This window comes from Nonomuraea aurantiaca (assembly GCF_020215705.1).
GTDB classification, from domain to species: domain Bacteria; phylum Actinomycetota; class Actinomycetes; order Streptosporangiales; family Streptosporangiaceae; genus Nonomuraea; species Nonomuraea aurantiaca.
In genome coordinates this window covers 1-13896 of sequence record NZ_JAIWNB010000006.1, presented here as the reverse complement: position 1 = coordinate 13896, position 13896 = coordinate 1, and the positions used below count along the sequence as shown (strand labels likewise).

Here is a 13896-nt window from a genome sequence, read left to right as displayed (position 1 = left end):
TGACATCCAGGGAATCAGACCAGGTGACGCTGGCAGGAGGCCGAACCTCTCGGGTCAGGACCGCGGCGGCGCTGCTCTAATGTGACGTGCGGGCCTGTAGGAGGTCGGCCAGGAGATGGAGCAGGGCCGCTGCCGTGGTCGCGGACGTGATGGCCTGCTCGCTGATCAGCCGCTGGATGCCCAGCACCGGCAGCCATTCGGCCCGTTCTCGTTCGTGAGCCTGGTCGCCGGTCGGCGCAGTCTGGTCGTCGGCCGGTGCGGCGATGGGGGTGGCCTGGTAGGCGACGAAGATCACGTGGTCGCTGTCGGCGACGTCCTCGGCGGTGCGGATCCGGATCAGCGGCATCAGGGGGCCGGGCCGCCAGCCGGTCTGCTGCTCCACGAGACGGGCCGCGGCCCTCTCGGGGTCCTCGTCCGGGCCGATCTCGCCGAGCGGGATCTCCCACCCCCACGTGTCGGTGACAGGACGGTGCCGCCACAGCAACAGGGCGCGTCCGGCGTGAAAGACCACCGCTCCGGCGGCTTGCGGGGTGCGGACGAAGGGTTGCTCCACGTGCCCGCCGTCGGTCAGTTCGAGGTCCACGACGCGAAGATCGACCCCGTTCGCCGCGTAGAGCAGCCTTTCCGACCGACGCATGGGATGCTCCTCACCGATTCGCCGGGGACTCGCTTCTTTGAGGATACGCACGGGGGTGACTCGGCATCCCGGGCGCATGGACGTCGGTGGGGGAGATTAGCCTGGTAAAGGCCGGGGTCGGTACGACCTGGATGTCATCGATGTCCCGACGTCTGACCGGAGGGAAGCGATCGTGGGGTCTTTCGCGGGCGGGGAGTTGCCTTCGGATGACGTCATCGTTCCGGCCCTGCGCGCGGGCGATGAGGCGATGTTCGCGGCGCTGCTCGACACCTGGTCCCGGGGCATGCTCCGGGTGGCCAGGTCGTACGTGCCCACCGACCACTCCGCGGAAGAGGTCGTCCAGGACACCTGGCTGGCGGTGATCGGCGGGATCGACGACTTCGAGGGCCGTTCGTCGGTCAAGACGTGGATTTTCCGCATCCTGGTCAACACGGCGAAGAAGCGCGGCGTACGCGAGAGGCGCACGCTTCCGTGGAGCGCTGTCAAGGACGACGGCGGCACGATCGCGGGCCAGAGTCTCGACCTGGTGCCGCCGGGCGGCTGGCAGGATCCGCCCGCGGCGTGGCCGACGCCCGAGAAAGAGGTGCTGGCCTCGGAGGTGCGCGGCCTGATCGGCGAGGTCCTGGCCAGGCTGCCGCCCCGGCAGCGGATCGTGATCACCCTGCGGGACGTGGAGGGATGCACCTCCGACGAGGTGTGCGAGATCCTGAAGATCTCCGCCGCCAACCAGCGGGTCCTGCTGCATCGCGCCCGCGTCGCGGTGCGCGGCTGGCTGGCGGACTACTTCGAGTTCGCGAGACAGCCGGACTGACCTCTTCCGCTCCGTGCGGCGGTCCGCTCCGTGCGGCGGCACAATAGGTGAAACGGTTCATTCAGCAGACGAGGGCGGTCAACGTCGTGAAGCGCTTCACATGCGGCGAGCTGGTGGAACTCCTCACCGCCTACCTTGACGACGCCCTCGATCCGCCCGAGCGCGAGGGCGTGCACGCTCACCTGGCCGGCTGCGAGGGGTGCAGCCGCTACTTAGAACAGTTCCGCGCGACCATCGTCGCCCTGGGTGACCCGCCCCCGGAGAAACTCCCCGCCGACCTGCGAAAGCGGCTCATGTCCGCGTTCCGCGAGCGGCGGCGGTCATGAGGCGCGAGCCCCCCACATGACCTAGCTCATCCCTTTCCCGAAATCCGCGTGTAACGCTCGCGCGGCTCGTGGGTCTGTAGATGGGGCCATCGCTGCCTGCGGTGGACCGCTGGACCATCAAAGACCCATGCGCCACGCGAAGGGGAAACGATGATCGGGCTTACGGCCGAGAGTCCGCCATTGCGGGACGCCTCGGAGGTGGCGGATTTCGCGCGTCGCTGCTTTTGTCCCGCCGCCGCGGACCAGGTGGGCGTGGAGCTGGAATTCCTGATCTTCGACCGTACGACGCCGGCACGGCATGTCCCGCCGGCCCGGATCGAGCGGGCCATGCCCGAGCTGCCCGGTGGCAGCCGGGTGACCTTCGAACCGGGCGGACAGCTCGAACTGTCCGGCCCGACGGACTCGCCGGCGGAGTCGCTGGCCCGCCTGGCCACCGACGTGGCCGCCGTACGCGCCGCCTTGCGGGCGTCCGGGCTGGTGGTGGCCGGTGTCGGTCTCGATCCCGTACGGCCGGCCCGGCGCCAGCTGCGTCAGCCCCGGTACGACGCGATGGCCGAGTTCCTCGGCGTGCCGTACGGGGCGCTCATGATGTGCTCGACCGCGTCGATCCAGGTCAACCTGGACCTGGGCGAGCGGCCGGTGGCGCGCTGGGAACGGGCGCACGCGCTCGGCCCCGTGCTGACGGCGGCCTTCGCCAACTCGCCGCTGCGCGATGGCCGGCCGTGCGGCTGGATGTCGGGCCGCCAGGCCGTCTGGGATCACCTCGACCGCACCAGAACCTCGCCCGTGCCCGCCTCGGGCGATCCCGCCGCGGACTGGGCCGAATACCTGCTGGATGCCCGGCTCATGCTGGTGCGAGAGGACGAGCAGAGCTATCGCCCCGTCCGTGACGGCTCCAGCTTCCGCGACTGGCTGAACGCCGACGGCCGGCGGCGGCCCACCGCCGAGGATTTGGCCTACCACGCCACGACGGTTTTTCCACCGGTGCGGCCCCGGGGCTGGCTGGAGATCCGCTACCTCGATGCCCAGCACCCGGCGATCTGGCCCGTCTGCGTGGCCGTGACCCATGCCCTCGTCACCGACGACCGCGCCGCCGACGCCGCGATGGCCGCCGCGGAGCCGTACCGCCGGCTCTGGGGGGTGGCGGCGCGCTGCGGGCTGGCCGATCCGGGCCTGCGCCGGGCCGCCGAGGAGTGCTTCCGCGCCGCGCTGGAGGCGCTGCCGCGCTGCGGCGCGGGTCCCGGCCTGGTCGGCGAGGTGGCCGCGTTCGCCGACCGGCACGTGAGCACGGGCCGCTCACCGGCCTCCTACCTGCTGGATCTCTCGAACTGGCCGAGCGACGAAGGATGGGAATGAACGACATCAAGGAACGTATCGCGGCCGAACTCATCGCGGTGCGCGACCGGTCACTCACCTACACGGCGGCGGAGGACGACCTGCTGGTACGCCAGCACTCCCCGCTGATGTCGCCGCTGGTGTGGGACCTGGCTCACGTGGGCAACTACGAGGAGCTCTGGGTGCTGCGCGAGGCCGGGGGCATCGATCCGCTCCGGCCCGAGATCGACGACATCTACGACGCCTTCAAGACACCGCGCAAGGATCGCCCCAGCCTGCCCTTCCTGGGTCCGGCCGAGGCCCGCCGCTACATCGAGGGCGTGCGCGGGCGGGTGCTCGACGTCCTCGACGCCATCGACCTGGACGGGCCCGCCCCGCTGCACCGCGACGGCTTCGTGTTCGGCCTGGTGATCCAGCACGAGCACCAGCACGACGAGACCATGCTCGCCACCCTGCAACTGTCCGGGCAGCCCGGGCTGGTGCGCGACGGCGACCTTCCGCCGGGCCGGAGCGAGGGCCCGGAAGAGGTCTTCGTGCCCGCGGGTCCCTTCCTCATGGGCACCGACACGCTGCCCTGGGCCTACGACAACGAGCGGCCGGCGCACCGGGTGGACCTGCCCGCGTACTCGATCGACCGGCTGCCCGTCGGCAACCGCGCCTACGCGGCGTTCATCGAGGACGGCGGCTACGACGACGAGCGCTGGTGGTCCACGGAAGGCTGGCAGTGGCGGCAGCGGAGCGGCGCCTTCGCCCCGCTGTTCTGGGTCAGGGACGGCGGCGCCTGGTGGCGCACCCGCTTCGGCCGTACCGAGCCGGTCCCGATGGACGAGCCGGTCCAGCACGTGTCCTGGTACGAGGCCGACGCCTACGCCCGCTGGGCGGGCAAGCGGCTGCCCACCGAGGCCGAATGGGAGAAGGCCTGCGGCTGGGACCCGCTGTCCGGCAAGGCGCGCCGCTACCCCTGGGGTGAGGACGCTCCAGGCCCCGAGCGGGCGAACCTCGGACATCGCGCCGCCCATCCCGCGCCGTTGGGCGCCTACCCGGCCGCGGCCGGCGCCTATGGGGCCGAGCAGATGGTGGGGGACGTCTGGGAGTGGACCTCCTCCTGGTTCCAGCCCTACCCCGGCTTCCGCAGCTTCCCGTACAAGGAGTACAGCGAGGTGTTCTTCGGCCAGGAGTACCGGGTGCTGCGCGGCGGCTCCTGGGCGGCCGATCCGGCGGCGGTGCGGACCACGTTCAGGAACTGGGACTACCCGATCCGCCGGCAGATCTTCAGCGGCTTCCGCTGCGCCCGTTCGGAGCTGGTCTAACGTGTGCAGGCACGCGGCCTGGCTGGGCGCCGCCCGCCCGCTCGCCGCGCTCATCAACGAGCCGGAACATGGCCTGCTGAAGCAGTCGTACGCGCCGCGGCGGCAGCGTTACGGCATGATCAACGCCGACGGGTACGGCATGGGCTGGTATGAGGAGAATCCGGACCCGGTGCGCTATCGCCGTGCCATCCCTATGTGGGCCGACGCCAACCTGCCCGGACTCGCCCGGATCGCCCGCTCGACCTGCCTGCTGGCGGCCGTACGCTCGGCCACCGCCGGTATGCCGATCGAGGAGAGCGCCACCGCGCCGTTCACCGACGGGCGGTGGCTGCTCAGCCACAACGGGCGCGTCGAGCGGGACACGGTCAGGGACCTGGCCGACAGCGCGGAAAGCGCGTGTGACGCCGCCTGGGTCGCCGCCGCCGTGTTCCAGCGCGGGCACGCCGGGCTGGGCCTGGGCGAGGCGCTCGCCGACGTCGTCGTCCGCGCCGGGGAGAAGGACCCCGGGGCTCGCCTGAACCTGCTCGCCTGCGACGGCGCGTCGATCGCCGCGACCGTCTGGGGCGACACCCTCTTCCACCACCGACTCCACGACGGCGTGCTGGTGGCCAGCGAGCCGCTCGACGATCTGCCCGGATGGCAGGCCGTACCCGAGCGCAGCCTGCTGACCGTCACCCGCGACGACGTACGCGTCCAGCCGTTGTAATCCACTTCAGGAGGCATCGTGCCTGTCAGCCAGTCGACCGTGCAGGTGATCAACTATCTTGACCGCGACTATCTGCGCCAGGCGCTCGAACACGATGTCAGGGCCGGGCTGACGGCTGTGCCCAAGTGGCTGCCGCCCAAGTGGTTCTACGACGCCGCGGGCAGCGAGTTGTTCTCCCGCATCACGCGGTTGCCCGAGTACTATCCGACCCGGCGCGAGCTGGCCATCCTGCGCGCGCGGGCCGCGGACCTGGCTGCCGCCAGCGGCGCGGACACGCTGGTCGAGCTGGGCTCGGGCACCAGCGAGAAGACCGTCCTGCTGCTCGAGGCGCTCGCCGCGCGCGTCTACACGCCGGTGGACGTCGACGCGGTCACCCTCACGGCGGCGGCGCAACGGCTGGCCGGGCGCTTCCCCGGGCTGCGGGTGAAGGCGGTGTGCGCCGACTTCGAGCGCCATCTGGCGTTGCTGCCGCGTACCGGGCGGCGGATGGTGGCCTTCCTCGGCGGCACGATCGGCAACCTCGAACCAGCGGCCCGCGAGGTGTTCATGAAGGACCTGCGGGCCACGCTCCAGCCCGGCGACACGTTCCTGCTCGGGGCGGACCTGGTGAAGGACACCGAACGGCTGGTGGCGGCCTACGACGATCCGGCCGGGGTGACGGCCGCCTTCAACAGGAACGTGCTGCGGGTGATCAACCGGGAGCTGGAGGCGGACTTCGACCCGGAGGCGTTCGAGCACGTGGCGCTGTACGACGAGCGGCAGGAATGGATCGAGATGCGGCTGCGGGCGAGCCGCGACATGCGGGTGCGGATCGGCGGGCTGGGACTGGTCACCGACTTCGCGGAGGGGGAGGAGATCCGGACCGAGATCAGCGCGAAGTTCCGGCCGGAGGGGCTGTGGGCGGAGCTCGTGGGCGCGGGGTTCAAGGTGCGCCGTCGCTACACGGACCCGGCCGGGGACTTCACCCTGATCCTGGCCGAACCCAGCTGAAAGTTTCAGCAGCGTCGTCGGCCTTGTCCAAGGTCGGCGTAGGTGCCGTGCTCTGAGGCCTGGGGACGCTCTTGCGGGGCGAATCAGGGCGACAGATCGTCGGGAGCGCTCCCAAGTGTCGGAGCTTGGCCGCTTCGAGAAGCGGTGTCCATCGGTTTCGTCACGGAGGGCTCTCATGCCGAACGTGTTACGCAGGGCCTTGATGGCCGCGGTCGCCGTACTGCTGGCCGCCTTCGGCCTCGCCATCGTCCAGACCGCCGCCAATGCCGCCGTGTCGTGTTCGGCCACCTATACCAAGAGCTGGGACAACGGCAGCGCGTTCGGCGCCGCCGTCTCGGTGACCAACACCGGCGACGCGTTGACCAGCTGGACGTTGAGCTTCGACTTCCCCAACAATCAGGTGATCACCCAGATGTGGGAGGGCGTGCCCACTCCGGCGACCCCCACTCCGGCGGGTGCGGCCATCACCGTCAACCCGGTCCCCTACAACGCGGCCAAGGCCGCCGGGGCGACCTGGAGCCTCGGCTTCAACGGCACCTACACCGGTGGCGCCAACACCAACCCCAGCGTCTCCTGCACAGGAACCGGCTCCGGAGGGACACAACAGGCTCTGGTGGTCTCCGCCACCAGCGTGAGCGTGCCCGAGGGCGGGACCGGCGGCTACACGGTCCGCCTGCGCTCCCAGCCGACCGGCAGCGTGACGGTCACCAGCACCGCGGGCGCCGGTGACAGCAACATCACCGTGACCGGCGGAGCCTCCCTGACCTTCACCACCGCCAACTGGAACACCCCGCAGACAGTGACGTTGAGCGCCTCGGAGGACAGCGACACCACGAACGGCGCCCGCCCGATCACCGTGGCATCCAGCGGCTTGACGTCGGTGACGGTGAACGCCACCGAGGCCGACAACGACGGCGGCACCGGGGGCGCGGCACCCGCCCTGCACGTCTCGGGGAACCGGCTGGTCACCGCGGCCGGCGCCACCTACCGGATGCTGGGCGTCAACCGGGCCAGCGGCGAGTTCGCCTGCGTGCAGGGCAAGGGCATGTGGGACAGCGGCCCGGTGGACCAGGCCTCGGTCGACGCGATGAAGGCGTGGAACATCCACACGGTCCGGATCCCGCTGAACGAGGAGTGCTGGAACGGCACCAACGGCACGCCCAGCGGCCCCACGTACCAGCAGAACGTCAAGGACTACGTGAACCTGCTGGTCGCCAACGGCATCACGCCGATCGTGGAGATGCACTGGAACTACGGCCAGTACACCGGTCAGGGCGCCGGCTGCTCCGACACCACGGCGACCTGCCAGAAGCCGATGCCCGACGCCCAGTACGCCCCGACGTTCTGGACCGGGGTCGCCAACGCCTTCAAGGGCACCAACGCGGTCGTCTTCGACCTGTTCAACGAGCCGTATCCGGACGCGGCCGCGAACTGGGACGCGACCGCCGGCTGGAAGTGCTGGCGCGACGGCGGCACCTGCACCGGCATCGGCTACCAGGTGGCCGGCATGCAGTCGCTGGTCAACACGGTGCGCGCCACGGGTGCCACCAATGTGATCATGCTCGGCGGCCTGGCCTGGTCCAACGACCTGAGCCAATGGCTGACCTACAAGCCGACCGATCCGACCGGCAACCTGATGGCCGCCTGGCACACCTACAACTTCAACACCTGCTCCAACACCGCCTGCTGGGACAGCCAGGTCGGCGCGGTGGCGGCCCAGGTGCCGGTGCAGGCCGGTGAGATCGGCCAGAACTCCTGCGCGCACGACTACATCGACCAGGTGATGAGCTGGGCCGACGCGCACGGCGTCGGGTACACGGCCTGGACCTGGAACCCGTGGGGCTGCAGCCAGGGCAACGTGCTCATCACCGACTACAACGGGACCCCCACCAGCACCTACGGCGAGGGCTTCAAGGCACACCTGCTCACCCAGAACCCCCTGTCGTAGCAGCACTCGGCCGGGTCCGTCATCGGGCGGGCCCGGGTCTCTAGCTGGAGCCGCTCATGCGCCGCAGATCCCACCTGTACGCCGTCCTCGTCACGCTCCTCGTGGCGGTCGCGTTCGGCGTCGCCCTGCCCGCGCTGTCGGCGACGGCCCCCGTCCGCATCATGCCCCTCGGCGACTCCATCACCGCCGGACCCGGCTGCTGGCGCGCCCTGCTCTGGAACCACTTGCAGACAGCCGGATATACGAATATCGACTTCGTCGGCAGCGTCCCCGACGGCGGCTGCAACTACGGGTTCGCGTACGACGGCGACAACGAGGGCCACGGCGGTTACGCCGCCACCGGCATCGCCGACCAGAACCAACTGCCACCGTGGCTGGACGCGGCCAAACCCGACATCGTCCTCATGCACCTGGGCACCAACGACATGTGGGGTGGCTTCATCCCCACCGCCACCGTCCTCGCCGCGTATACCAAGCTGATCGGCCAGATGCGGGCGAACAACCCGAACATGAAGATCATCGTGGCGCGGATCATCCCCATGAATCCGTCCGGCTGCCCCACCTGCGCGGCCAGTGTGGTGGCGCTCGACAACGCGATCCCGGGCTGGGCCGCCGGCCTCACGACCGCACAGTCGCCCATCGTCGTCGCCGACCTATGGACCGGCTTCAACACGGCCACCGACACCGGCGATGGAGTCCACCCCAACGACACCGGCTTCCAGAAGATGGCCGACCGTTGGTACCCGACGCTCGCGCAGGTACTCAACGGCGTGATCCCGCCGACCTCACCCTCCCCGTCGGTGACTCCTCCGCCGGCCCGGTGCACCGCCACCTACAAGGTGATCTCCCAGTGGGGCGGCGCCTTCCAGGGCGAGATCACGGTGAAGAACGACTCCGCAGCCGCCTCCTCCGCGTGGACGACCACCTTCACCTTCCCCAACGGCCAGCAGATCGGCCAATCCTGGAACACCACACTCACCCAGAACGGAGCCACCGTCACCGCACGCAACGCCGGCTACAACGGCAACCTTCCGATCGGCGCGTCCACGACCTTCGGCTTCACCGCGACCTGGAACAACACCACCAACGCGCTACCCCAAGTGAGCTGCTCACTCAGCTGAGCACCTCGCGGGGCCGGCGAGACACGGGGGACATGAGGGACATTTGACCTCATGTCCTCCCCGCCCCAAGAGCCTCAGCCTTTCGCGCACCTCAGTGCGCCGAACGCCGCCCTCTACCGGGACGTACTGCGGACGTTCGTCAGCTGTCGGAGGGCGGCGGGCGGTTCGCGTACCACGGCGACTTCGACAGGGGCGGCGTCGCCATCGCGGCCGCCGTCCACGAGCGGTACGGCTTCGAGCCCTGGCGCCTCGACGCCGCCGCCTACGAGGCGGCAGGCGTTCCGGTCCCATATGGGGGACGATATCTCTTGTCCGAAATTACGAAAACCTGTGCCTCTAGATCATTATTTGCTAATTTGATCTCGACCGTTGCGCCGTAATTCGGAAGACCGGATCATCGTGATCATCATCATCTTGCCCCGCAAGGCCAGAGAGGAGACATCATGCTCGGTCTCGTCGACCGTCTGCTGACTCGCGTCGCCCACAAGGTGACCGTGGAGGCCGGCTGCAGCAACTACTACTACTGCTCGGGTGGAATCAAGTACCTCCGTCAGTGCTGCCTGGACCAGGGTTGCCAGACGGTCAAGGTCGGCAAATGCTGATGCGGCTGTAGTAGGCGTCCCGCGGGTGGCGGCCAGCCGCCGCCCGCACGGCGGTGGAGATGCGTGGATGGAATATGTACGGACGGGATGCGCCTGCCTGATCGGGCTCTTCTTCGCGTGCTTCGGTATATCCGCTGCCTTGGCGCCCGTCACTTGGTCCGAAACAGCCTGCTGATCATCGCAGCCGCGCTCGGCGTACTGCTGCCTGGCGGCCTGCCCGCACTCGGCGGAGCGGCCCCGGCAGGTGCCGGGGGCTCATCGGGCCGATACTGATCACCTCCTTCGACGACATCGTCGATCTCTTCGCGAGGAACGCCTGATGCCTTACCTGACCGCCGCCGTCGTGCTCATCGGTCTGCTTTGTGTGTTGAATCTGCTCCTCACCCTCACCCTGATCCGCCGGATGAGGCAGACGGGCGGGGCAGACGTCCAGCACGCCGGGCCTCCCATCGCGTTGCGGCCCGGCTCGCCCGTCGGCGAGTTCGCCGCCGTGACCGTCGACGGCCAGGCGGTGTCGCACGATACGGTCGCCGGCCTGGTCGGGTTCTTCTCCGCCGGATGCGAACCCTGCCACAAGCTGCTTCCCCGCTTCACCGAGCATGCTCGCACCCTCGGACGGGAGAACGTGCTGGCGGTGGTCGCCGGGGACGACGCGGAGGCGGTCGAAGCGCTCACGCCCGTGGCCCGTGTGATCGTCGAGGATTACGACGGCCCGGTGGCAGGCGCGTTCCAGAACACGTGGACCCCGGCGCTCTACCTGCTCGGCTCCGATCACCGCGTCGTCGCCACCGGCGGACGCATGGAGGACCTTTCCGTCGCATCGACGGCATGAGCGACCCCGGTACGAGCCGACGGGCCGGGATTCGGGACCTGGCCTCGGCCGCCGGCGAGGCCCTGTCGCTGACCTGGCGGTCGGCACCAGGAGGGGTCACCGGCTACGTCTTTCTGACGCTCGCGGAGGCAGCGGCCCCGATCGCCACCGTATGGCTGACCAAATCGGTCATCGACCGGCTGACGACTCCCAACGAGGCGGTCGCGGGTCTCGCGCTGGGGCTGGCCGCGGCCGGTCTGGCCGCCGCCGCGCTCCCGGGAATCGGCCGCTATCTGCGCGCCCAGACCGGGCGCCTCGCGCGAGCCGACGCGATCGACCGGCTGTTCGCGGCGGCCGAGCGGCAGGTCGGCCTGCGGCGTTTCGAGGATCCGGTGTTCCTCGACCGGCTGCGCCTCGCGCAGGAGGGCGCCGGGGGCACCGGCGACCTCGTCACCGGAGTCTGCGGGAGCCTGAACGGAGTCCTGTCCCTCATCGGTTTCGTGGGCTCCCTCCTGATCCTCAGCCCCGCCATGACCGCCCTGGTACTGCTGGCCGCCGTCCCAGCGCTCGTCGCCGAAGTGCTGCTGTCGCGGAGGCGGGCCACCATGCAGTGGGACATCGAGCAGATCCACCGCCGCGAGTTCTTCTACAGCCGGCTGCTCACCGGCGTCCAGGCCGCCACGGAGATCCGGTTGTTCGGCATCGGCGCGTTCCTTCGTGCCCGGATGATGGCCGAGCGGCGCAGGGCCGACACCGCCGAAAACCGGATGGACCGCCGGGAACTGGTCACTCAGGGCGGCCTGACCACGCTGAGCGCGGCGGTCGCGGGTGCCGGTCTGTGGTGGGCGATCACGGCCGCCCGCCAGGGCTCCCTCAGCGTCGGAGACGTCGCCATGTTCGTGGCGGCCGTCGGCGGGGTGCAGGCCGCGCTCAACATGCTCGTCTCCTCGATGGCGTCCGTCCACGAGGGGCTCCTCACCTTCTCGCACTACGTCGCGGTGATCAGGACCGAGCCGGACCTGGCGAGCGTGGACGAGGGTACGGCCCCCGTGCTGCGCCGGGGCATCGAACTGCGGGACGTCTGGTTTCGCTACAGCGACGACCATCCATGGGTGCTGCGCGGGGTCGATCTGACGATTCCGCACGGCCGTTCGGTCGCCCTCGTGGGATTGAACGGCGCCGGTAAGAGCACCCTCATCAGGTTGCTGTGCAGGATGTACGATCCGACGCGCGGCCGGATCCTGTGGGACGGTGTGGATTTGCGGGACATCCCGCCCGCTGATCTTCGCGAGCGGATCAGCGCGGTGTTCCAGGACCACATGAACTACGACATGTCCGCCGCCGAGAACATCGGACTCGGCGACCTGCCCGCCCTGGACGACCCGGCCCGGATCAAGGAGGCGGGCGTCCGCGCGGGAGTGCACGAGACGCTCTCGGGGCTGCCGCGAGGCTACGACACGCTGCTCACCCGCATCTTCTTCTCCGAGGCCGACAAGGGCGATCCGGAGACGGGAGTGGTGCTGTCCGGCGGACAGTGGCAACGCGTCGCCCTGGCCAGAGCCCTCGTCCGCGACGGCAGAGACCTGATGATCCTCGACGAGCCCAGCTCCGGCCTGGACCCGGAGGCCGAGCACGAGGTCCACACCAGCATCCGGAAGTATCGGGCCGGTCGTACGAGCCTGCTGATCTCCCACCGGCTCAGCGCTGTACGGGACGCCGACCTCATCGCCGTGCTCCACGACGGGCTGATCGCCGAACAGGGACCGCATGAGGCGCTGCTCGCCGCGGACGGACACTACGCCCGTCTGTTCCGGCTCCAGGCCTCGGGATACCAGGAGGTGCGATGAAGGCCGGCAATCTGCTCCTGCCGGTATCCGGCTTGCTGACATTGGGAATGTCGCTGTGGTGGATCCGCCGGCGGTACCTGGTCGCCACTGTCCACGGCCCCAGCATGGAACCCACCCTGCGCTCCGGGGACAGACTGCTCGTCCGCAAGACGAGGCGAGTCCGCGCCGGCCAGATCGTGGTCGTCAGGATCCCGAATCCGCCACCGCTGGACGGTCTGCCGCCGGGCCTCGAACCCGGCGACGAGGACAAGGTGCCGGAGAGATCGGATCCTGGCTGGCATCTGCTCGTCAAGCGGGCGGTCGCGGTGGCCGGCGAACCGGTGCCGAGACCGGCCTTCCCGGCGCTCCGCGACGTACCCGAGACCGTCGTGCCCCCTCGCGCCCTGGTCGTGCTGGGCGACAACCCGGACACCAGCTGGGATTCCCGGGACTTCGGCTACGTGCGAGGCGACCAGCTCGTCGGCGTCATGATGCGCCGCCTGCCATCGCGTTGACCACCCGCGGTTTCGTCCACGATCATCGCCAAGCTGGGCGGCACCCGCATGCCGTCATCGCGCCTGCTGATCTGCCGTCGTTGCCGGGTTGTGCGGGAGGTCGATGGTTATGTCGAGGCCGCCGCCGGTGCGGGGGTGACCGCGATGCGTCCCTGGTGGGCGAGGGTGATCGCGCGGACGATGGTCAGTCCCAGCCCCAGTCCGTGGGTGCGGACGCGGCTGAGGGGCAGCCCTTGATCAGGGTCACGGGCCGATCGGGCGTCAGAGTCGTCCGGCGAGCTCCCTATAGGGCAAAGCTGCGCCGACGGATGACGGTTAAATGTCGGAGGTCCGATATGAATCGGCCATGGGCACATGGGATGTGGGACCGTTCGACAACGACTCGGCCGCCGACTGGTGCGGCGATCTGCACAACGCAGCCCCTAAGCGGCGTCCGACTCTGATCCGCAAGGCGCTCAAAGCCGCTGCGGGTCGTACGAAATATCTGGACAGCGATGAGGCGGTAGAGGCGATCGCGGCAGCGGCCATCGTCGCCTCTCAACGCAGCGGCGTGCCGATCACCTCGCCTTATGCGCCGGACTTCCTGCTGGAAGGCGGCAGGGTGGAGGTCGATGACGAACTCGTGGCGCTGGCCGTGCGGGCGTTGGACCGGGTGAAGGGCGAGGACTCGGAGTGGCTGGAGCTCTGGGAGAAGAGCGGCTCCTCTTCTGAGGCCGTGGCCGTCATAGACGGCATTCGCGGTGCTCTGGCGTGAGCAACGTCTGAGTGCCTTGGGCCTGCGACGGTCGCCTGCCGCTCTGCCTGGCCGAAAGCTACGCGAGCGCTCCACTGGATGGCGTCCCATCGAGTGGTGTAGTTCGTGACGATCAGTCACCGAGGTCTGGCAGAAGGTGAGCCATCGTGTGACGGTCGAAGGGAAGCGCTCATTCTTCCCGGAAGGACACGCTCACGATGGCTC

Annotated in this window: 15 protein-coding genes; 14 read left to right on the top strand and 1 reads right to left on the bottom strand. The window is 69.5% G+C overall.

What is annotated here, in order from left to right; genetic code table 11:
* Positions 1-76: 76 nt before the first annotated feature.
* Positions 77-637: an NUDIX hydrolase gene (locus tag LDL49_RS16105; RefSeq protein WP_225291863.1), complete on the bottom strand. Its 561-nt coding sequence runs from the start codon at positions 635-637 to the stop codon at positions 77-79.
* A 172-nt stretch (positions 638-809) separates the two neighbouring features.
* Here LDL49_RS16105 and LDL49_RS16100 point away from each other — a divergent pair, with 172 nt between their 5' ends.
* The 14 genes from LDL49_RS16100 (at position 810) to LDL49_RS16035 (ending at position 13692) form a co-directional block, all read left to right on the top strand.
* Positions 810-1448: an RNA polymerase sigma factor gene (locus tag LDL49_RS16100; protein WP_225291862.1), complete on the top strand. Its 639-nt coding sequence runs from the start codon at positions 810-812 to the stop codon at positions 1446-1448.
* An 86-nt stretch (positions 1449-1534) separates the two neighbouring features.
* Positions 1535-1774 (top strand): anti-sigma factor family protein, encoded by a 240-nt coding sequence (locus LDL49_RS16095; protein ID WP_225291861.1) that lies wholly within the window; start codon positions 1535-1537, stop codon positions 1772-1774.
* A gap of 150 nt (positions 1775-1924) precedes the next feature.
* Positions 1925-3130: an ergothioneine biosynthesis glutamate--cysteine ligase EgtA gene (gene egtA, locus LDL49_RS16090; RefSeq protein WP_225291860.1), complete on the top strand. Its 1206-nt coding sequence runs from the start codon at positions 1925-1927 to the stop codon at positions 3128-3130.
* Positions 3127-4419: an ergothioneine biosynthesis protein EgtB gene (gene egtB / locus LDL49_RS16085; RefSeq protein WP_225291859.1), complete on the top strand. Its 1293-nt coding sequence runs from the start codon at positions 3127-3129 to the stop codon at positions 4417-4419. The genes egtA and egtB overlap by 4 nt, the downstream gene beginning before the upstream one ends.
* Position 4420: 1 nt before the next feature.
* Positions 4421-5125: an ergothioneine biosynthesis protein EgtC gene (gene egtC / locus LDL49_RS16080; RefSeq protein ID WP_225291858.1), complete on the top strand. Its 705-nt coding sequence runs from the start codon at positions 4421-4423 to the stop codon at positions 5123-5125.
* 18 nt (positions 5126-5143) lie between these two features.
* Positions 5144-6115: an L-histidine N(alpha)-methyltransferase gene (egtD, locus tag LDL49_RS16075; RefSeq protein ID WP_225291857.1), complete on the top strand. Its 972-nt coding sequence runs from the start codon at positions 5144-5146 to the stop codon at positions 6113-6115.
* A 175-nt stretch (positions 6116-6290) separates the two neighbouring features.
* Complete coding sequence (locus LDL49_RS16070) at positions 6291-8063, top strand: cellulase family glycosylhydrolase (protein ID WP_225291856.1); 1773 nt, start codon at positions 6291-6293, stop codon at positions 8061-8063.
* Between the two features lie 56 nt (positions 8064-8119).
* Positions 8120-9184: a cellulose binding domain-containing protein gene (locus LDL49_RS16065; RefSeq protein ID WP_225291855.1), complete on the top strand. Its 1065-nt coding sequence runs from the start codon at positions 8120-8122 to the stop codon at positions 9182-9184.
* A gap of 143 nt (positions 9185-9327) precedes the next feature.
* Positions 9328-9564 carry a DUF2399 domain-containing protein gene (locus tag LDL49_RS16060; RefSeq protein WP_225292241.1) on the top strand — a complete coding sequence of 79 codons (237 nt, stop codon included), beginning with the start codon at positions 9328-9330 and terminating at the stop codon, positions 9562-9564.
* 63 nt (positions 9565-9627) lie between these two features.
* Positions 9628-9786 (top strand): hypothetical protein, encoded by a 159-nt coding sequence (locus tag LDL49_RS16055; RefSeq protein WP_225291854.1) that lies wholly within the window; start codon positions 9628-9630, stop codon positions 9784-9786.
* 319 nt (positions 9787-10105) lie between these two features.
* A complete protein-coding gene (locus tag LDL49_RS16050; protein WP_225291853.1) occupies positions 10106-10618 on the top strand; it encodes a TlpA family protein disulfide reductase in 513 nt (170 codons plus the stop codon).
* Positions 10615-12444 carry an ABC transporter ATP-binding protein gene (locus tag LDL49_RS16045; RefSeq protein WP_225291852.1) on the top strand — a complete coding sequence of 610 codons (1830 nt, stop codon included), beginning with the start codon at positions 10615-10617 and terminating at the stop codon, positions 12442-12444. Before LDL49_RS16050 ends, LDL49_RS16045 begins: the two co-directional genes overlap by 4 nt.
* On the top strand, positions 12441-12938 hold the full coding sequence (locus tag LDL49_RS16040) for a S26 family signal peptidase (protein ID WP_225291851.1): 498 nt from the start codon (positions 12441-12443) through the stop codon (positions 12936-12938). Before LDL49_RS16045 ends, LDL49_RS16040 begins: the two co-directional genes overlap by 4 nt.
* Positions 12939-13257: 319 nt before the next feature.
* Positions 13258-13692, top strand: a complete 435-nt coding sequence (locus LDL49_RS16035) for a DUF4259 domain-containing protein (RefSeq protein WP_225291850.1) — start codon at positions 13258-13260, stop codon at positions 13690-13692.
* Positions 13693-13896 lie beyond the last annotated feature (204 nt).